This is a genomic window from uncultured Clostridium sp. (genome assembly GCF_963527835.1).
Classification (GTDB): Bacteria; Bacillota; Clostridia; order Clostridiales; family Clostridiaceae; genus Clostridium.
Map to the genome: position 1 here is coordinate 93227 of NZ_CAURTC010000001.1, position 21656 is coordinate 114882.

Sequence of the window (21656 nt, forward strand, 5' to 3'; positions counted from 1 at the left end):
CTATTTAATTTTATTCCAATTTTTAGTTCTAACTGTACTATTTTTTATTATTTCTGCTTCATTAGCAAATAGTTCATCTAATGTATTTTCTACCAAAATCCCAAAATCTTTTTCTATATTATGAATACCTCCATATCCTGGATGTAAACTATCTGGTATTGGCATAGCTTGACTACCTCCTCCTATATGATGATGCCTAATTACTTCATCTAGGTTATCAGAATACTGAGGAAAATATTTTATAAATTTTTCATCTACTATCGGGATCTTACCCTTATTTATTCGATTTAAATTTTTTTTACTAAAAATTTCTGGTTGTTGAGCTTGTAGTTGTTTGAAGAAAAATTTAGAATCCCTCTTCCATCCTTGAGAATTACTATTGTTCTTATTCTTGCCTACATATGGCATTTCTACAATATAATTTGGATCACCTAAATATTTAGAATCAATTCCACTAATATCAATTCCCCTATAATTTCTTATTTTTGTTTCATAATCTACGTTACCATTACTTAAACTTTCCCAATGCTCTTTATATCTTTTTCCATCCTCATAAGACATTTCTCCAAAAGCACTCGCTTTAGTCTCACAAGAATACCCACTAGGATCATAATACCTAACTGGATTATTTCCACAATAAGCATAAAGATTTAACCCATCGCCTCTATATACATCTTCTTGAGTAAACCTGCCAACAACAGGATTATAGAATCTAGCTCTTAAATAATATTGCCCTGTAATGCCATCAAATTGTTGTCCTGTATAAGTTATTCTATTATGAACTTCTTCTCTTGAATGTAGTACATTACCAAAAGCATCATAATAGTATTCATTCTTAATATTTCCAGAATCATCTGTTATAAAATCAGTACTGCCCTGTTCATCAACAGAATAATAATATCGTGACAAACTGTAATTTATGGAGCTGTTTGTTTTGTCAGCAATATCAGCTGCAACAACTTCATAACCCCTAGTAAATCTAGAAATTACATTATAATCTTCATCACTTTCAACTAATATATTTCCATTTTTATTGAAAATAAATCTTCTTAATTTCTCATTTTCTTCTATTTCACATCTTAAACCTTCTGTATCATACCTGCTAACTAAAGTGTTTCCTTCTTTAGTTATAGCTTTTACTGCTTGGTTTAAGGTATTATATTCAAAGATGTCATTTCCATCTTTTGTTTCTTCTTTTATTGTATTTCCTTGTTTATCATAAGTAAAGTAGTTTACCCCATTTTTATTATGAAGCTCTTTTAATTGATTCTTTACATTATAAACATACTTTTCTGTTATATCATTAGTTGTCTTACTTAATCTATTTCCTACTTTATCGTAAGTAAAGCTTTCGCATCGTTCATCATAGCTACTATCAACTAATCTATTCATGCTGTCATAAGAATAGAAATTCTTGTGCTTTGAACTTACTTTTTGTAGTCTATTTCCATTTAAATCATAAGCATATTTATAATCTACTAATACTTCACCATTTGATGTTATTGTAACTAGACTTTCTACATTTCCATCACCATCATAGGTATAATCTGATTTTATTCCATTTCCTAAAGTTACAGATTTTATATTATCATTTTGGTAATAATCATAAGATGCTAAAGTGTTTTGATTATCATCTACTATTGTCTTTACTCTATCAGCATCATCATAACTATAAATACTGTTCTTTCCTGTGATGTCTTTTATACTCTTGATATTATTATTTTTATCATAAGTATAACTTATTAAGGTTCTTCCTGATGCACTCTTACTTTCAAGTAATTTTTCATCATTATATGTGTAATTATATATCATATTTCCAGTGTATGCATTATTAAGTGTTCCATCTGGATTATATTTAAATCTTTGACTTATTACATTTAGCTTATACTTTTCATATTCATTGACTTCATCATTAGAGTTATTATTAATATTATTTTCTGTCTTATATGGATAATTGTTTTCTAAGCCGTTTTCTTTTCTTTCCAGATTTTCTAATACTCTTTTTCTAAAGTCTCTTGTTCTTCTAGGTCTTTCTTTTTGTTTTAATTCTATTTTTTCATTTTCTATAGCTTTATTGTCGAGTTTATATGCTTCAACTGAAACTATATTTCTATCGACATTATACTTTCTATCAATATGATTTTCATTTCTATCAATGTGCTTTATTAAATTTCCTTCTTCATCATAATAGAAGTATTCGCTACTTCCTTCTTGATCTTTTATTTCACATACTTGTCCTAAACTATTATAGAAATATTCAATAGTTCCACCATTTGCATCAGTAGTTGAAGTTATATTTCCTGCATAGTCATATGTGTATTTCTCTATTCCACCTTCAGGAGTTGTTATTTGAATTATTCTTCCCCAACCATCTAAAAGATAACTTGTTTCATTTCCATTACCATCGGCAATTCCTGTGATATTTCCTCTAGCATCATACTTATAGCTTTGAGCTAATCTTTCTTCTTTTCTTGAATTTGGAGTTACAACATCCTTTATTTGCCCTAATAATGTATAAGTATATTCAACCTTATTATTTTCTCCATCAATTGAAGTTTTTAAATTTCCTTTTGGATCATAAGTATTTTTAGTAACTGTTTCTCCTAAAGCATTCTTAACTTCTACAACTTGTCCTTTAATATTATACTTATATGTTGTTCCTACCCCATTATCTTTTTCATTATCATATTGTTCTGGAAGTATTTGTTTTATTATTCTATCATTTTTATCATAAAATAATCTTGCTGTGTTTCCACTTACATTAGTGAAATGAGTAAGTCTATTTTGTGAATCATAAGTATAGTTCTTTTTCCTTTTATCGATTTTAAAGTCAATCTCTTTAAATAGTTTTTCGTTTTCCTTCTTGTTTTCATATCTCTTTAATATATCTAAATCATAATTAAATTCACTTGAATATTTAGAATTTATAAGTTTTGCCTCTTCGCCACTATATTCATTTATGCTTATTATATTGTTAGCTTTATCATAGGTATAAACACGACTTCTAAATATATTATTTGTTTCATCTTTTTCATGCTCTTCTATAATTCTATCAATTTCATCATAAACTTTTACTATTTCATAACCTTTTGGAGTTATTATCTTCGTTAAATTTCCATTCTTATCATATTCATATTTTGTTATAGACCAAATATTTTTTCCTTTATTCTTAGAAGATATAAATTTACCATCTATCTCTTCTTTCTTCTCAATTAAATTTCCTATTTTGTCATAAACATAATGAATTATTTTATTTGTACTATCATTAATTTTAAAACTTTCATATATTTTATTGTTTAAGCAATCATATTTATATCTTGCTTTAGCTCCACATTTATCTTTAACTTCTATAAGTCTATTTTCTTTATCATAAGTAAAGTAAATTTCATTATAATTGTTGCATATTTCATCTTCAAATATAGCATCAATTCCATGCTTTTCTAATATCTTATTTCCATTTTTATCATAACAATAAGAAGTTACTTGATACTTTGTTTTACTTTCTGAATTTTTATTATCTGAGCTTTCATTTGAATCTGAATTTATTATTTCAACAGGAACCTTCTTTTCAATTAAGTTGTTAGATAAATCATATTTAAACAATGTAGCATTTTTATCATTATCTATTTCTTTTATTATATTTCCATGAAGATCATATTCAAAAGTTTTTTCTGTAATTTCTGTTTCTTCATTATATATAGAAGTTAATTTATTCATACTATCATAAGTATAACTAAATCCTATTCCATCATCAGTTTCTTTATTGTAGTATTCTGGGCTTATATGCCTTATAACATTTCCATTTGCATCATAATAAAATCTTTCAATTCCACCATCTGGGTAAATAGTTTTTATTTTTCTATTATCTTTATCATAAACATGTTCTATTCCTAATCCATTCTCAGTTTTATCATCGTAATAATTAGGATTTATTTCTTTTATTATGTTTCCTTCACTATCTCGTATACTTTTATCTATAATTCCAAGTGGGTTCTTTATTGATATAAGTCTATCCATGTGATCGTATTTATAGTGATAACCTTGTCCATTTTGCCTATTATTTAAGCATGCATTAGGAGTATAAATACTTATAAGATTACCCATTTTATCATAATTTTTTAATGTTACATTTCCATTTGCATCTTTTATTTTTGAAACATAGTCAAGATTATTATAACCAAATTTGATAGTTCCATAACCTGTTGATATTGAAGTGTTTCTTCCTACTTCATCATATTCATATTCATAATCATAACCACTGTTAGTAGTTACTCTTACAGGGGCTTTTCCTTTTTTACCTTCTATAAAACTACCGCTATCATATTCATAGTTTGAAATATTTCCATTTCCATCAACCTTAGCTAATATTCTTCCATAAGAATCATATGTGTAACTTTCAGTTTTATATTCTCCAACTGAAATCTTTGTTTTCTTCTCTAATAAATTTCCTTTACTATCATAAGAAAATAGTATTTCTTTTCCTAAATTATCTCTTTCTTTTAATAAATTTTGTTCTTCATCATAAACATACTCTTTAACTAAACCATTTGATAATGTTTCTTTTAGTAAACTTCCATATTCATTAAATACTTTGAAAGTTTCAAATCCATTTCTATCTTTTATATAATTTTTATTTTCATATTCATCATACTTAAATTCTTCTGTTGTACCATCTTCATAAAATAAATGTGTTATTAATCCATCTTTATTAAATCTTGTTTTTTCGGTTCTTTTACTTTGTTCATAATAAAAACTAACTTCTTTATTAATATCATCATAAGTTATTACGCAATTATCATTGTTAGGGAAATCTTGTCTTATTACTCTTCCTTTTTTATCGAAGAAATTCTTTGTATAAGTTTGTCCATTTTGATCAGTTATTGAATCTATAAGTCCATTTTCATTATATGAATATTTTGTTATACCTTGATCCACATGAACAACATGTGTTAAATAATCTCCTTCATATTTATATTGGACACTTCTGCCTAACTCATCTCTAATTTCAATTATCTTATTATTCTTATAAGTAAAGAATAATTTATAATTTGAGAAGGTTGTTAATGTTTCAATATGATTTTCAACATAAGTTACATAGAGCTTGTTATTATTTTTATCAGTTATATCAATAAGTTTTCCTTCATTATCATATCTATAAGTCTTCTTTTCTGGATAAGATTTAAATTCCCAATAATCCTCATATCGATTTAATGAATATAACCTAGCTCCACCCTTATCATTTATATACTCATTATTAATCTTATAAAAAGTTTCAATATGGCCATCACTGCAAAGTATATTTACTTTTTCTTCAACTTCATTTAAAAGTGTCTCAAAATTTACTGTCCATCCTCTGCCTAAAAGTCCACATCTATGATTTAAAGATTCATACTTTCTTTCTACTTTAAACTCTTCATGAATATCAGGTAATACTATATCTGTTGCTGGTATATATAAACTTCCTGTTGCTCCATCTACTGGATCTGAAAAACAAAGCTTATTTCCTACATATTTCTTTAAAACTGCTGTTGTAATATTAGCATCTCCACTAGTTCCAATTTGCCCTAATACATCCAATCCAATATCTGATGAAATTCTAATTACCTTTAAAGTATCACAAGAAATATTTTTAGTTTTTTCTAGTTTTTTAAACTTATTCATTCCAGCAATATTCATATTAGATAATGAATTAGAAGTTACAAGAGATTTTATATAGCTTTCAATTCCACTATTTATTTTTCCATCATCAGCATAATCTGCTAATAAATTAAAACCTGCATCCATAGCAGCATCTACACCCATTTTTTTAAATGTACTTACTAAAGCTTCTGTTGTTGCTCCTCCTGTTAATACTGCTGTTGCTGCTCCAGCTATAAGAACTGACCCATACTTTATTGCCTTGTAAAGTCCTTCATTTCCTTTACAAATTGTGTCTCGCATAAAATTAGTAGATTTTGAATAGTCCCCACTCTGAACCTTACTATAATCTGATAATCCTTCCCCTACTTCAGCAAATCCTACTGCAGTTGCTGCTACACCTGAAGCTACTGCTACTCCTGCAATAGCTAATGTTAAACCTCCTGTTGCAACTGTTGCCGCTGCAAATACAGCAACTCCAACGCAAACCGCAACAGCTCCAATAGCTGCTGCAACTAATCCAAAGCCAGTTTTGCTTTTTGCCTCTTGAAGTTTCTGCTCCATTTCACTTTTAGCTTGATTATTAATTTTCTCAATCATATCACCATCTTTACTTCCGACATTTGCGATTTCATCAGGTAAAGCTACTGCGTCTTTAATACTCCCATCATATTTTATAACTGAAGCATTAACAAAAATTTGTTCTGCCATTTGAACCCCAATAGCGCCCTTTGATAAAGCTATTTGATTTTTAGCTGAAATTTCAACTGTCTCTGGTCTAAATGGTGGATTTTCTCCATCACCATTTCTTATTCCAAGCTGAAAATCTTCTGATGCATTAAAAGTAATATCTTGACCATTAAGAGAAACGTCTCCTCCTTGAGATAAAGTTAAAACAACACTTCTCCCCTCATCAGCTGCAAAGCTCATATCACTTGGCGTTAACTGCATTTCACTTCCACCTGTATGCGAAAATGATTTTATATCAGGATTTTGAGTTTTACTTGAATATTTAGCATCTCCTGAATTTGCTCTCACTGCATGAATTGCTATTGAATCTTTTTCATCATTTGTTGGAAAATAAATATGGACCTTACTTTCTTTCTCTGGCATGCAATACCAGCTACTACTTTCTATTGCATAAGTAAAATACTTTTGATTTGCATAAGTTGCATATTGCTTATCTATTTCAAAATGAACACACATTGTATTACCTTTAACCTCTTTAACTGTTGCGGGTAAACTCATTCCGAAAATTTTATGATTAAGTTTTTCTAAGCTTCTAAGTCCTCTTTTTAATGATAATGTATAAATTCTTCTTATATCATCTTTATATGTTTCAATTTTTATCTTTGATATAACACATTTTACATTATTAAATAAAATTTCTTCTCCTAAACTCATCTCAATATTGCTTATAATTTCCCAGTTAGTGTACTCTTGAAGAAAATTCTCTTGAAAATTCATTACTTCATGCTTATTATAGTTGTGTATATCTTTAACTACTTCATATTCATCAATTTTTAATTCCTTATTATTATTTATTTCAGGAATTCCAAAATGAAATCTTCCATAATCTTCTGTACATTCTGAAACTAGAACACCATTAAAACGACTTGCTATTCTTTTTAAAAATTCCCATTCTGTTTCTTCATATTGAAGTATAAATTCTTCTATTGCTTTTTCTTGTGTTAAATTGTCTATAAAACTTTTTCTATCATATTTTTCTAAGATCTTATTTATAAATTCAACATAAGTCATATCTAAATTGCAAAAAGTTCTGCTATTTTTTTTAATATCAAAGTCTTTTGTATAAGATATACATTGAAGTTCCATTACATAAAGTCCTCGTTCAAAATATATCTTAGCATTACTTATTTTTCCAACAAATAACTTATTTTCACTACACTTCTCTTTTAAAGCATTGGTTATTGTTACTTTTTCTTCACTTATATCTTTATTTATATATTCAGATAGTTTTTCTTCTTGCACTAATATCCTTAATTTCAATTTACTATGATCATTAATTTTCTCGATTATTTCTATATTCTGTACCTCTAGACCATCATAAGGTACTTCTACTTTTAATCCCCTATAGGTGAGTATCATATAGCTCCTCCCTTTCTTTTTATTTATTCAGTAATCTGTCCACTAGTATATATTGTTATATCCCCATCATACTTACATTCAAGCTTACATTTACCAAGTAAAGCTGACTTTCCATCAATAAGCACATCTTCTTTTCCATCTATCCAAGGTGTAAGTATTGTTGCTTCACATTTACCTGCACATTGCTTAACCAAATCATCTCCTATATCTTCAGATGGCTTTTTAGCAAATAAATCCAAAACTTTTTCTGTAAAAGTTTTTTTCCTTTCTTTAATTTCTTTTGCTATTTCTTTTGCCGCTGCTTGTACATTAGGATTTTGTGGACTTGTGCATACACCAAAACTTATTATATTAATATTAGGTTTACTATCTTCAACATTTAATTGAGGTATTCCATGTATAAATTCACCATGACTTTGAGGTACAACAAGAAAGCTATGTCGTGCTGCATATGAGCATAAAATAACAGCGGTATGAAGAATATAGCTATTTTGAAGTTCTGCTAATCTAGCTTCTTCTGCTTTTTGTGCATCTTCTTCCTCTTTTTTCTTTTGCTCTTCTTCTGCTTTTTCCTTTTCTTTTTTAGCTTGTTTTTCTTCTTTAGAAGATAACAGCCAATCTACTCCATTTTCAGCATCTCTTTTTAAATATCCACCTACATTTTTAGCCATTGTGCCTATAGCTGTTACTGAATCATAAGTATCTTTTACACCTTTTTCAAGCTCATTTTTTACTGTTCCTATAAGTTGTCCATACTTTTCTTCATTTTCATTTGACATTTATTCCACCTCCACTTCATGGAAATTTATTCCAACAAATAAATTTCGTTTCAGCATACTTTCAACTACATCTAAAGAAACAATAAAGTAGTACTCTACTCCTGCTTTTATCTGAAAAACATTGTAATCTCCTACTTTCTTTTTATCTAAAACTATTTTATCTACCCAACCATTTTTAAAATATATTGTATTTTCACTTAAACCATCTATAAACTCTGGTAAAACAAGCCTATATACATTTTGTTTTTCCATTTTTATATCAGTAAAAACAGCAATTTTATATATTACTGTATTCTCATGTATTTTAAAAATCTTATGTAGATTTTCTGAGACAAGCAATACTGGTGCTTGAATTAAATCGGGATACACACTATTTTCATTACCTTTCACAGGAACATTAGTAGAATCCTTGAATTTATCTTCATCTGCTTTTAATAAGATCATTTTTTGACTATTATTAAATCCCTCTATTTCAATTGCATTTTCTAAATTTCTATCTTGTTTTAAAATAAAATACCTCAAATTTCATCTCCTCCACATATATATATTGCTTGTAATTGTTCTGAAGTTAGATGAATAAATGGAATATCTTTTTCATTAAAAATTGCATCTTCTAAATTTGCATCCTTAAAATCCACATTATGAAATTTTGCATTTATAAATTTTGATCCTTTAAGATCTGCATTTTCAAAATCTACATCTTTTAAATTTGTATTTTGAAAATCTGTAGCTATACAATTAGACTTATTAAAATTGGTATACTCAATATCTGAATTTTTAAAGCTTGTTCCTACCAAATTAGCTTCTTTAAATTCACAGTTATTTATTTTACTATCTTTAAATTGACTTCTTACTATTTCACTTTTTGAGAAGTCAATTCTTTTTAAAGTGCTTCCTTTAAAATTAATAAATAATAAATTTTCATTTGCTAAATTACTATCTTCTATAAGACTATTTTTCCAAACAGTATATACAAATGGTAATTTTTCTTTATCCTCTTTTTTTAATTTTAAAATATCTACTTTTGTTTTTTCTTTATTATCCATAGCAAAGACAATTTCACTTTTCCCATGGTAATCACTCCACCTTATGGTATAAAAATCTTCTATTGAATCTGATTTCATATATTCTTCTTCATCACAATCCCAAAAAATATTTCTTATATTTTCTTTTAAATTTTCATAACATTGGTATGCTAAGTTCATAATTATTTCTTGAACATCATAATTATTTACTTTTCCAATATATATTTTTTTCTCTTTAATTAATTTTTCTTTAAGCTCTATAAACGGTTCATATAAAAATTTCAAGTCTAAATATTCAACTATTGAATTTTCATCTAAATACCACATTCTGTCATAACCATGTATACATATTTTATAATTTTCATTTAACACGTCTACTCTTAAAAATTCAAATTGAAAAACTGCTATTTTATAATCCTCTTTTATTTTTTGAAAATCTTTTGCCTTTTTTATTACTTGTTTAATACCTTTTATTGTTAAGTCCCTTAATTTTTCTTCATTTTTTATCACATTATCTTGAAATCTACTTTTACAATCTTCTATTAAATTTAAACAAACCTTTTCTTTAAATTCTTTCAAAGCTTCCCTTCTGTTCACATTATCGCCCCTTTAAAGCTAATTAATTATTATTTACTTTAGTACCCAATTCTTTTATTTGCCCTTCACTGTCAAAGTTTAATCCTCCATTTTTATCACATGCGAAATTTATACTTTTTGTTGAACTTATTAAAAAGCTTTTTTCTGCTTGAATTTTTATGTTTCCCTTTGCATTTATATTTACATCCTTTTGACTTGAAATACTTAATACTCCATCATTTGAAAGGTTCATTTGTGCTTGTCCACTATCACAAGATATAAAAATTCCACCTGGTGTTAATTTAACCTGTTTATTATGCTTTGTTCTCAAATATTTATTATCTGGATTTCCCATACTATCTTCATTTTCTGTAGCCATTTGCTTATATTCACTAACTGCACTTACAGCAAAAGCTTCATCTTCATCCTTTGTTGGAAAATAAACTTTCACACTATCTCCAATTTCAGGCATGCAGTACCATCCACTTCCATCTTCTGACGCTGACATTGTAGAAAAATCAAACAAGTAAGCACTACTTTCATCTTGGGACTTATCAATATTTAAATGGATTTTCACTTGACTCCCTTGAATTTTCATTATTTTTCCATTAATTGAACTTCCTATAACTGCTGTATTAAATATTCTTTTTTGACGCAGTCCATTTTTTATTCTTAATTCATAGGTATTTTCTAAAATTCCATTTTTAATTTCATATTCTCCTTTAAAAACAAAGAATTTTTGACCCATAAAGTTAATGCTATCCCCAAGTTTAAGAACTTCATAGTTTGTTATCTTATATGTTATATAATCAATTTCTTTTGCATCTTCTAGATTATTTATAAGCATATATCTATATTCTTCTACATCTTTCTTTATTTCATGGCTTATGTTATCAGATAATAATTCTTTTTCCTGATTTGGTATGGCCATAGTAAATTTTATTGTTTTATCATCTATAACTGGAAATAACCCAACATTATACTTTGAAGCAATTCTTTTTAAAAGTTCCCAATCACTTTCTTCGTATTGAATAATAAGTTCTTTTACTTCTTCATCTGGTATATTTAGAATGTAATTTGCATTTAGATAATCTTTCATTATAAGATTCACAAGTTTATGAGTTGATAAAGATATGTGTTGAAAAGATCTTAATTTTAATTTTATATCCATTAAATATGACAAAGTTTTTGCTTCTAATTCTATTGTATATACTCCTAGCTCTACACTTATTTCTACATCAGTAACTACCCCATAAAACAATGTTGTTTTTTCAGTTTCATCATAATAAACTTCTATAGTTTTATTATCTGTCGTTGAATATATATCATTAATATCTCCATTTTCTAATATCGCTTTAAGTTTTAATGTACCATGTTCATTTATAGTTGTATCTATTTTCATATACTTTATTGAAAGTACATTATAACCATCAACTCTAATTTTTTCATAATTAATAGCTTCTGGTGTTTTTTTAGTATCCATATTTTTATCCCGCCTTCTCTCTGCATATTCTCATATAAATTAATTTATTTTAATTAAATGCATAGTGGCTTTTATAATAAGCTCCCAAACTTCTATATCTTTAAAAAAGCAATTATAATTTCCAATAAATACAGTATCTTTTTTTTGTCTATAAAAGATAACATTATATAAATTACCTTTCCCTGTTGGATTTTTATATACACCATAATTTATCTTATTAAAGCCTTCTCCTATTTCCCCTTCTTCTATCCATTCCAAATAAAGTTCCATTTCTTTAAATCCTTTTTCCATACCTTTTTTAAACTTAGCAAAACTTTGTTTTACTGCTCCTTTTGGAATATAATTTGCTGTAAAGCTAACTCCATAAAATTCATTTACTAAAGAAATACTATTGCTATTATTTCCTTTTTCTTCAAAGTACCCTATTGGAATATGCATTTCTAATATTCCATTTAAAAATGAGGTTTTCTCAAATTTTAATTTTGTTTCTTGTATTCTAACCTCACCTTGTTCTATTTGTTTTATAACTTCTTCAAGAGTAATTTTTTGTTCTTTTATTTCAACTTCTTCTTTTAAGCTTTCTTTTTCTACATTTTCTTTTTGTAACCTTTGAGACATTTTTAGTTTGGCTATTTTTTCATCAATATTATTCACTTTTATGCTCCTTATTCAAATCTATTTTTTAAATTTATCCATTATTAAGAGTTCTAGTTCCAGAGATCAATATTTCATCTCCTTCAGACATAATCAAACTGCTTCCTGAATCACATAATAAGTCAATACTTTTTTGTGCACCAATTGTCATTTCATTTTCTGCTCTTAATGAAAGTTTTTTTGCGCAAGCTATATTTATGTTTTTCTGTCCTGTAACTTGTATGGTACCATCTTTATTTAAGTTCATAGATGCAGCACTTCCACCACATTCTATAACAACACCACTTGATGTAAATTTTACTTCTTGACCAGAATCAGTTTGTAATGATTTAATATCTGGATTAGACATTCTATCATTTTTTGCTTCTGCTCCACTCTTTCCTGATGCTCCTGATATAGCGTTAACAACAAAAGCTTCACTTTCATCTTTTGTTGGACAATTAAGTCTTATCTCTTCTCCTGCCTTTGGCATACAATACCACCCCCCACCATCTGGTGAAGAAGCTACTGTTGCATAAGGAAACCAATAAGCCTTAGAAGTATCAATATTAGTATTTATATTAAGCTTAACTTTTACTTTATCTCTCTGAACATCTAATATTGACCCATTAACTGATATTCCTATAACATTCATATTATATAAAGTATTAGTTCTAATCCCCTCTTTTGTTCTTAATTCATAGTTATTTATTAAAAGTCCACCTTCGATTTTATATATTGCTTTTTTCACATAAAATCTATGTGAAGCAAAATTAAAGTTTTCTCCAACATTAAATATTTGTTGAGTTCTTATTTTGTAAGTTATAAACGCTGTCTCTGATACATTTTCCTTATCATTATTTTTGACTTTATTATATTCATTAATTTCTTTCGAAATGGAATAGTCAATAATATTCTCTTTATTTTCTACCTTAATATCAGGTACTCCTATATATATGTGCATATTTTTCATATCCATTGCACTTATAAGCGGTTCATTGTATTTAGATGCTATACGTTTTAAAAACTCATAATCAGTTTCATTATATTGAAGTACAAATTTACCAATTGCTTCATTTGGTATGTTTATTTGATAATTAGCATTACCATAATTTTTCATTACCTCATCTATAAGCTCATGTGTTGTCATATTTACATCTTGAAAATCTCTTTTTTTCTTTTCTAAATCTAATTGATAATCAATAGTTCTCGCTTCTAAAAATAATGTATATACCGAATTTACTATAGTAACTTTTATATTTGTAACTACACCATAAAATACTCCTGATTTCAAACCATCTTTTTCGTAAAATATTTCTATAACAGTATCTTCATCTGTTGATTGAACATACTGATCTTTATATTGATCATCTATAACACCTGTAAGTTTTAAAATACCATGATCATTAATTTCATTTTCTATAGTCATATTTTGTATATATTGAAGTTCATATGGTGCTATTCTAAGGTTATCATATGCTATAAAATTTTCTTTCATAAAATTTCTTATCCTCCCTTAATCTATCAATATCTTTTTATACCTTCCTCTTTTATGATTATTACTTGTTCCTGAATCTTCCCTTTGTTTTTTTAGTACCTCTAAGAGATATAAATATAATTCTTCATTTGAATAATCTTTTTCTTTAATATTTAGCTTATATGATAAGTAGCTTATTATTATATCTTTTTCAATTGCATCCTTATTTTGAATGCACATAGTAGCAAAAGTTATGTCCCATGCTTCATTAATATTGCACTTTATTAGTTCCTTGCCAAACATACTTAAAATAATTGGTGATAGACCTTTTATGCTTTTAGTGGCATGAGGAACATTAATTAAATTTACAGTGTCATACTCCGTTGATAAATCTTCAAAACCAGTATAATTTATTCTTAAATGTGCTCCTTCTCTAAGCTGAAATCTACATAGTTCCATTTCATCTTCCTTTAATTCATGTTCATCATCCAAATAAATTTCTGTACAATTTTCTATACAATCCTTTTCTATTACCTGCTTCAAAAATCTTACCTTTAATATAGTAAGTTTATTGTTACATTCATATTTTATTTTTGTATCCTCTTTTAAAATATAGATCACTTCATCATATTTAATTATCCCTTTTCTTATCATCAAAAAATCATCTACTACATCTATTGAACATCCAGAGATTATTCCATCACAATACTCTTTAAGCATTATGTCAATAAATGTTCTTGGATAATCCCTAAGCTCATTAAGCATATCTATTTTCAAAAGTCTACCACTCTCAAATAGTGGATATCTATTTTCAAACACCAAATCACCTTCTTTATCTAATTCTTTGCAATAAATTCTATATTTGTTTTAAACATGTGTTGATATATGTAATAGGTAAAGTGGCATTGTAATTGGACTTTGAGAATTCTTAATGAGTATTGTCACATTTACTGCTTGTCTCAATTTTATATTGGAGCAAGCTAAAATGGGACTATAGTCATTTTAGTATTCCTAAGTTTAATTACTCAGTCCATTTTACTTATACATATATCAACACCGTATTAAAATATTTTTAATAGATGTGATACTCTAAGCTAATTGTTAAATTAGAAATGAAAGGTATCTTTTGTGTAGTGTTACATTAAAAAAGTTTTTGGTTAGTGTTTCTTCATTATAAGTTGTTCCAAATGTGCTTGTTCAAAGTTTATCTTTGAAGCTAGCATTTTGGGTACAACTTGTAATGTTAGAAACACCCAATAAACTTTTCAGTAACCGAGCAAACGTATGCCTTTCATTTCGATTTTTGCCACTAACCTTAAAACTACTTAAGACCATCAAAGAAATTTTTCTCCCATTTATCATTTTCAAAATAAAAGAACTTTTCTTTACTGATGTACAATTCATGATCTTTTCTCAATATAGCAAGTACATAAAATCCCCAAAGTTCTTCTTCTGCCCAAACAAAAAACTTTATTTCATCATTTTCAATATTATCTGTTTCATGCTGACTTATATTAGAATAATTTTCTATAATGCTAACAGCATCAGTTTTTTCTAATTCTTCATTATTAAACTTATAATCATACTCGTATTTCACATTATTGCTACTATCTTTTAAATAAAGCTTTAATATAACTCGGTCCATAAATCTTGAAACGAAACCTCTTTTTATTGCTTTATTTTTAATTAATGTGATTTCGTCTCCTTTATGTGTAAATGCTGTAAGTGTATAAGGAAGTGTTGGCATATTATTTTGAATTTGTATATCAGCATATCCAAAATTTTTAGAATAAAGATACTTTAATGCTCCTTTAATACAACTTAACTTTAGATCATAATCTTCACTCGCATCTTTTTTACTTTTATTTATTTCAATTATTCTTCCTGGTATAAATTCTTTTAAAGCATCTTTAAATATGTCTACCTTACATGATTGACCTGTAAGTTTAATTAATGAATACTCGTAGAGCTCATCATTTTTATATAAAGTTTCTAAGAATTTCTTTATTATGTTATATACATCACCTTTTATTAATGTACTTATTTCATATGTTGTAAGATTTAATGTTGGTGCCTCTTTTATAATTTGCAATTTTCCATTGTTTATATATGATAGTTTCCATTTATCATATATAATTTGAGCACTATATATTATTTCTAGATTTTCTTTTACTTCATTTGGACTTAATATTATCTTTATAAGCTCTGGATTACTAAAGAATATTTTCTTAATTTCTTCTGCTAAATTGAATAAGAAATAATAGTTGTTTCTAGCTTTGCAATAGTCTTCTTTATTTCTAGTTTCATATAATTTAAACTTTGTTGGGATTATTTCTTCAGCTCTTTCATATTCACGGTTTAAGTCTTCATATAATTGATCAATTCCATATTTATCTATGTTTCTAAATATATCTATTTTAAATTCATCCACTATAGCTTTTTTAATTTCTAAATAATTATCTCTAGCTAATGCATTTGCCATTAATATTTTTATAAATTGCAAAATTCTAAATGTAAGGTTATTACCTCCAAAGTCTGTATCTCCATTTTCATAAGATGTTTCTATATCTATTTTGTATGAAACCCTATTATCTCTTATACTAAAACTACATCCTGAAAGATCTGTAGTTCCCCCTCCACAATCTATGATTAATGCCTTATATTCATCTCCGTTTGAATACTTATCTCTATCTATAAAATCACTTATTGTGTTATAAAGGACAGCGACACTTTCCTCTATCATATTTTTGCTTTCAACATTATAATCACTTAATACTTCTTCAAATAATTTATGAAATTTATACTTTTGTTTTGATGGACATGAAATGTAAATATTTTTAAATTTACATTTAAATCTTTGGTTTGCTAAAGATATGACATATTCTAAATATGCTTTTATGATATCTTTTCTCTTTACAAGTGTTGTTTTTCCATGAATGTCTATTACTTTTTCACTTTTTTCAAAATCACTTATCCATCTTTTTATATCATAAAAAACTGTTAAACTGTCATCAATATATCTCTTTTTTGATGCAAATAATGCATCATAACCAAAGATATATTTCACATTATCTTCATCTTCATTTTCATTTATATATTTAATGCCTACTACACTTGGAATTAGTGGAGTTATGCTATAATCTTTTTTAGTTGTATCTAAAAGTTTTACTAATTTTACTTTATCATCTTCATAATCCTCTAAATTTATATTTCTAATTAAATTATCATTTAATCCTTGAAATACTTCTTTATCTATATAAATCCCTGCTGTAGTATTTGATGTTCCAAAATCTATAGCAATTGGCATTATTGTCTCTTCTAATTCTTTTATTTCAAGTTGTAAAATAGGCACAGATGAGTACTCTAAATTATAATTTTGAAAATCCACTTTATTTTCATATATATCATAAAGTAGCTCTGACTCTTTTTGAAGTAAAAATATTAGATTATAAAATTTACTTTCATTTTCTTGAATAAAAACATCTTTACCTTTTACTAAAAAGTATTTATATTCATTATTCATTTTTATCTTTTTTATATTAAGTACAGTAGAAATATTAAAATTATTATCAACTAAAAGTACATTACCCTCTTCTAGTTCTTTAGTACTTTTCACTTCATATTCATCATAAATATCAAGAGATAAGCCTTTATAAATTACTATTTTTCCTGAGTAGTCTGTAATATGACTTTGCATTTCTTTTTTATTACTTCTCTTTATAAATTTTTCTACTCTTTCTATACCGCCATCTATATTATGATTTATTAAACGACTATCTTTTTCTCCTCTATACTTCATTATAAGTTTTATAAGTTCTTCTTTATCTAAAGGATTTACTATACTTTTTACCAACTTTTCTTTATTACATATCTCTCTTAATTGAAAAGTTGTCATTAATATTAAGTCTTTTTCTTTATATCTTTTTGAAATATTTTCTTCTTGTTTTTTATGCAACTTGTATGTATATAATCCCATTTTTTCCTCCTGATTTTTGGTTGTTTTTAAATTGTTAATAACATCTATACTTTTCAATTCATTTTTTCAATGAAAAAGAAAAAACATACAAATTATATTTATAACTTTTTATTCAATCATTACTATGTCATCAATTTTCATGGTATTATCAGAACCTAAAATTCCAAAATGTTTGTCCCAAAATAAATACACATTCATATTTATAGGTAAAAAGGTATTTATAATGGCATTTATTTTGCCTTTTAGAATTTTATCTTCAACTTCACTTAAATAAATATATATATCTTTTGAACTTTCTTTATTTAAATACACTATGCTGTATTTAAATATTTTTGCTAAAATTTCATTAAAAAGTTGCAGTGAAGTTCCTGTTTTATATAAAGTTATAAAACTATTTAAAAATATATCTATTTCTTCTTTATTAAAACAAAGTATATCTTTAGCTAACTCTTCTCCATATACATTATTTATTACGTCTTTAAATAAAAACTTCTTATAAAATTCATTTTTGTTTAATCCTTGTTTTAAATCTAACTCACATAAATAATGAATTAATATATCAAATAATACATCTTTTAATTCTGTGTTTTCTTTAAAATTAATATCAAACAATTCTCCAAATATCTCTTGAAATCTATATAAAGCATTTATTTCAATGTATTCACTTTGTGGTAATTTATTTGTATTAATGTTTTGAATAGCTAACTCCATATATGGACTATATATCTCAGCTTGTTTAAATTTAATTCCTTCTGTTGGCGTATTTTCTTCTATTGCTTTTATAAAGATGTCATAAATGTAATTCATATTAATCTTCCTTCACATTTATATTCCGGATAAATAATTTGTATTTCTGATACTAAAAAACTTAAAATATCATTATTTAAATAATATTCTTTATTCTTTGCTTCAAAGTATAGAACTAAAGATTTTTTTATGTTATCTTCTCTTATTTCATCTATTATAAAATCATTAGCATCGTAGGTTTCTTTGTCTTCATCGAATTTAAATTCTTCTATTTTTAAATCTCTAAATCTTAAATGTTTTGACACTTCAAATGAATTTATAAGCTTTGCTATTTCACTTTTTGTTTTTATAACATACCTATTATTAAATAAAAATCTATTTGAAAAATTAACGTTCTTGTAATTACTCATAATTTCATAATTATCTTTTTTAGTATTATCTTCTTTATAATTTACAATCTTATAGACTAGCCATGGAGATGAAGCAGAGATTTTTGATGTTATGGTTATATAATTCTTTTTTATTGTTACATAATCCATATTTTCTTCATCTAAATTAACTAAGTAACCATGATTTGTTCCTTCTTTTTCAATTGAAATATCATGTTCATAATTAACTTTATCTATACAAGGTACTGGAAACCCTGCACATTTTAATTTAATCTCTTTAATGTTCCAAAGTGGCACCATATCGTATTTTATATATTTGCTATAATCACCAAAGTCTATGTTAATCTTTACAATTTCTTCTTCTTCATCTATTTGATCTTCACATTTTGTGAGAAATATTTGTGCTATTTTATTAATATAAGGCATATTAACTGTTTTCCACATAGCATTATTATTTATAAAAGACTTATATAGAGTATTTATCTTCTCTTTATATTCAGTATTTGGTTTTACTTTAAAATAAGCTTTATGGATTTTTTTATTTGTTTCAATAGTTCCTGTTATTTCTGAATTCTCAGATATAAATTGTTTAAAAGTACTGTAGTCACATTTTAGAAATATATTAAACATTTTAGATGATACATCATCATTTAAATTATCTATAATTGTTTTTACATCATATATTTTTTCCTCTGTATCTTCTTCTATCATTGGAAATAAAAATTCATTAGTTACATCTAAATGTTTTCTATCAATTATTGTTGAATACACATTATATTTTTCTTCTAAATATTGTATTTCATCAAAAACTCTTTCTTCTAAATCATTAAATCTATCTTCACTATGTTGTTCTAATGAAGTAAATACACTATTCATTATTTTTTTTAGCATTACTCTATCATTTAAATCGCTTATTTCATTTAATTTTTCATAAATTCTATTCATTTTTACCACCTGTACTAGCTATTTCTTTATCTAATACCTTTAATTTTTCATCTATTGATTTTATTTCTTCTGTAAGGCCTACTTGAGTATATGCATCTTTTGCTAGTGTATATAAAACTTTAGCAGAAGTTATATCACCTTTAACATATCTTTCATTAGCTTCATTTAAATATATATCACCTTCAGCTTTTGTTTGCGATTGCCCTTCTATTTTTTTATCCATAAGAACTATTTTTTCTTCTAATTCATTTGCTAAACTATTTGAATTTATTTTTTCAAATGCCTCTTTTGCCAAAGCATAATACATTTTTGCTCCTACATAGTCACCTGCTACATATTGTGTATCACCATTTTTTCTAAGGTCTATAGCTTTACTTTGGAGATCATCATCTTCCTTTTTAGCTTTTTCTTCTTTTTCCTTAGTTTTTTCTTCTTCTTCTTTTGCTTTTTCCTCTTCTGCCTTAGCCTTTTCCTCATCTTGCTTTTGTGCTTCTGCTTCTTTGCCTTGCTTTTCATATATTCCTTTAAGTTTATCTATAGCTTCTTGCTTTTCATCTTTTAAATAATAATTTGAAGCAAGTCTTTTTGCTTCTAAATAATTTGCTTCTGCTTCTTCTTCTTTTCCAGCTTCCAACTGGCTATCTGCAAATTCTAAAAGATCAGCAACACTAATACAAGTTTTAGTTATATCTATCTTCTTTGAAATATAATCTCTTGCTTTATCATCAACATCTTCGCCTTTTTGCATTGCTAATAAGTACTGATCTAAAGCTTCATTAAATTTCTTTTCTTCAAGCTTTTTGTCACCTTCAAGTATTATTTCTGTATACTTACATTCACCATCTATTTCTTTTATGTCATTTTTAAGTTTATATTTATTTGCTATTTTTAATGCTTCTTCATATTTTGAATTTGCTTTTTCAATATGTTCATTTTCTATGTATCCATTTGCTTCACTTATATAATTATTCATAGATGCAATTTCTTCTCTTTTTTTATTTTGCTTTACATTAAATACTACTAATGCTATAACTAAAACTAAGATTATTGGAATTGCTGCAAATAAGATTTTTTTTATCATAGCTTTTTTCTTTGGATTTATATATGCTTTTTCAACAAATGTTACAGCTAGTGTATAGTTTTCTAACTTATTTAATTGCTTTGATAAAATCATATCCTCAACTCTATCTGCAACTTCTTGTGGTTCTGTTGCCCCCTCTAGAGCATCTTCTATTTCTTTTTCATCACAATTTTCCCATATACCTTTTGTAAGCAATGTAAATACATCACCATCGTTAAGTTTGATTTTTTTAGATATAAATGGTGAGCTTAATTTATTTTGTCCTAAATAACATGAAAGATTATTTCTTTCTATATGTTTTGATACCTTGTCTAAGGCAATCATTTCTTTATCACTAAGTTGTTGTGTTAAAGATAAATCCTTACTTTTTTCTTTTAAATATCCATCCTTGAAAAAACAGAATCTTGAATTTCCTATTACAATGTACCTAACTTTACTGTAATTAGTTATAGCTATTGTCATAGATGCTTTAAGTCGTACATTTTTACTTGTCTTTACTATTTCTTCGTTAACTTTATTTAAATACTTTTTTAGTGTAAATTTATTCATAGTAGGATTTTGTGTAAATAATTTAATGAATGTTGTTACTGCAATTTGAGCAGTGTCATTTTCTGTGTCATTATCAATGCCATCAGCAATTGCATAACATCCAAACTTATCAAGCTCTACAAAGGCAAAATAATCTTTATTTTGAAGATATGTTCCTTCTTCTGATATAAAGCTTGTCTTAAATTTTGAATTCAACTTTCTCATTTGTCTCACCCTAACTTATTAAAATGCGCTTATTTTTACTCTATGT

General features: G+C 26.3%; 12 protein-coding genes. All 12 read right to left on the reverse strand.

Translation table 11 applies throughout. The annotated features are described in order from the left end of the window. Nucleotides 1-7746, reverse strand: coding sequence for an RHS repeat-associated core domain-containing protein (locus RYM86_RS00620; protein ID WP_315076430.1), 7746 nt, complete (start codon nucleotides 7744-7746; stop codon nucleotides 1-3). Between the two features lie 23 nt (nucleotides 7747-7769). Then, entirely contained in the window at nucleotides 7770-8525 is a 756-nt protein-coding gene (locus tag RYM86_RS00625) for a DUF4280 domain-containing protein (protein ID WP_315076432.1), read from the reverse strand. Continuing rightward, a complete protein-coding gene (locus RYM86_RS00630) occupies nucleotides 8526-9047 on the reverse strand; it encodes a hypothetical protein (protein WP_315076434.1) in 522 nt (173 codons plus the stop codon). After that, on the reverse strand, nucleotides 9044-10147 hold the full coding sequence (locus RYM86_RS00635) for a pentapeptide repeat-containing protein (protein ID WP_315076437.1): 1104 nt from the start codon (nucleotides 10145-10147) through the stop codon (nucleotides 9044-9046). Before RYM86_RS00635 ends, RYM86_RS00630 begins: the two co-directional genes overlap by 4 nt. 22 nt (nucleotides 10148-10169) lie before the next feature. After that, nucleotides 10170-11609 carry a late control protein D gene (locus RYM86_RS00640; RefSeq protein ID WP_315076439.1) on the reverse strand — a complete coding sequence of 480 codons (1440 nt, stop codon included), beginning with the start codon at nucleotides 11607-11609 and terminating at the stop codon, nucleotides 10170-10172. 39 nt (nucleotides 11610-11648) lie between these two features. Beyond that, nucleotides 11649-12263, reverse strand: a complete 615-nt coding sequence (locus RYM86_RS00645; RefSeq protein ID WP_315076442.1) for a hypothetical protein — start codon at nucleotides 12261-12263, stop codon at nucleotides 11649-11651. 34 nt (nucleotides 12264-12297) lie between these two features. Next, nucleotides 12298-13740: a contractile injection system protein, VgrG/Pvc8 family gene (locus tag RYM86_RS00650; RefSeq protein ID WP_315076445.1), complete on the reverse strand. Its 1443-nt coding sequence runs from the start codon at nucleotides 13738-13740 to the stop codon at nucleotides 12298-12300. Nucleotides 13741-13758: 18 nt separating this feature from the next. Next, nucleotides 13759-14538, reverse strand: a complete 780-nt coding sequence (locus RYM86_RS00655) for a hypothetical protein (RefSeq protein WP_315076447.1) — start codon at nucleotides 14536-14538, stop codon at nucleotides 13759-13761. A gap of 502 nt (nucleotides 14539-15040) precedes the next feature. Further along, nucleotides 15041-17695 carry a molecular chaperone gene (locus RYM86_RS00660; protein WP_315076449.1) on the reverse strand — a complete coding sequence of 885 codons (2655 nt, stop codon included), beginning with the start codon at nucleotides 17693-17695 and terminating at the stop codon, nucleotides 15041-15043. A 108-nt stretch (nucleotides 17696-17803) separates the two neighbouring features. Further along, nucleotides 17804-18502, reverse strand: coding sequence for a hypothetical protein (locus tag RYM86_RS00665; protein WP_315076451.1), 699 nt, complete (start codon nucleotides 18500-18502; stop codon nucleotides 17804-17806). Further along, nucleotides 18499-19776 carry a normocyte-binding protein gene (locus RYM86_RS00670; protein WP_315076453.1) on the reverse strand — a complete coding sequence of 426 codons (1278 nt, stop codon included), beginning with the start codon at nucleotides 19774-19776 and terminating at the stop codon, nucleotides 18499-18501. Before RYM86_RS00670 ends, RYM86_RS00665 begins: the two co-directional genes overlap by 4 nt. Next, a complete protein-coding gene (locus RYM86_RS00675) occupies nucleotides 19769-21610 on the reverse strand; it encodes a serine/threonine protein phosphatase (RefSeq protein ID WP_315076455.1) in 1842 nt (613 codons plus the stop codon). The genes RYM86_RS00670 and RYM86_RS00675 overlap by 8 nt, the downstream gene beginning before the upstream one ends. Nucleotides 21611-21656 lie beyond the last annotated feature (46 nt).

Coding starts and splice junctions, on each gene's coding strand:
- RYM86_RS00650 (WP_315076445.1), bottom strand. CDS start 13,740: ATGAAAGAAAATTTTATAGCATATGATAACCTTAGAATAGCACCATAT.
- RYM86_RS00620 (WP_315076430.1), bottom strand. CDS start 7,746: ATGATACTCACCTATAGGGGATTAAAAGTAGAAGTACCTTATGATGGT.
- RYM86_RS00660 (WP_315076449.1), bottom strand. CDS start 17,695: ATGGGATTATATACATACAAGTTGCATAAAAAACAAGAAGAAAATATT.
- RYM86_RS00625 (WP_315076432.1), bottom strand. CDS start 8,525: ATGTCAAATGAAAATGAAGAAAAGTATGGACAACTTATAGGAACAGTA.
- RYM86_RS00640 (WP_315076439.1), bottom strand. CDS start 11,609: ATGGATACTAAAAAAACACCAGAAGCTATTAATTATGAAAAAATTAGA.
- RYM86_RS00675 (WP_315076455.1), bottom strand. CDS start 21,610: ATGAGAAAGTTGAATTCAAAATTTAAGACAAGCTTTATATCAGAAGAA.
- RYM86_RS00670 (WP_315076453.1), bottom strand. CDS start 19,776: ATGAATAGAATTTATGAAAAATTAAATGAAATAAGCGATTTAAATGAT.
- RYM86_RS00665 (WP_315076451.1), bottom strand. CDS start 18,502: ATGAATTACATTTATGACATCTTTATAAAAGCAATAGAAGAAAATACG.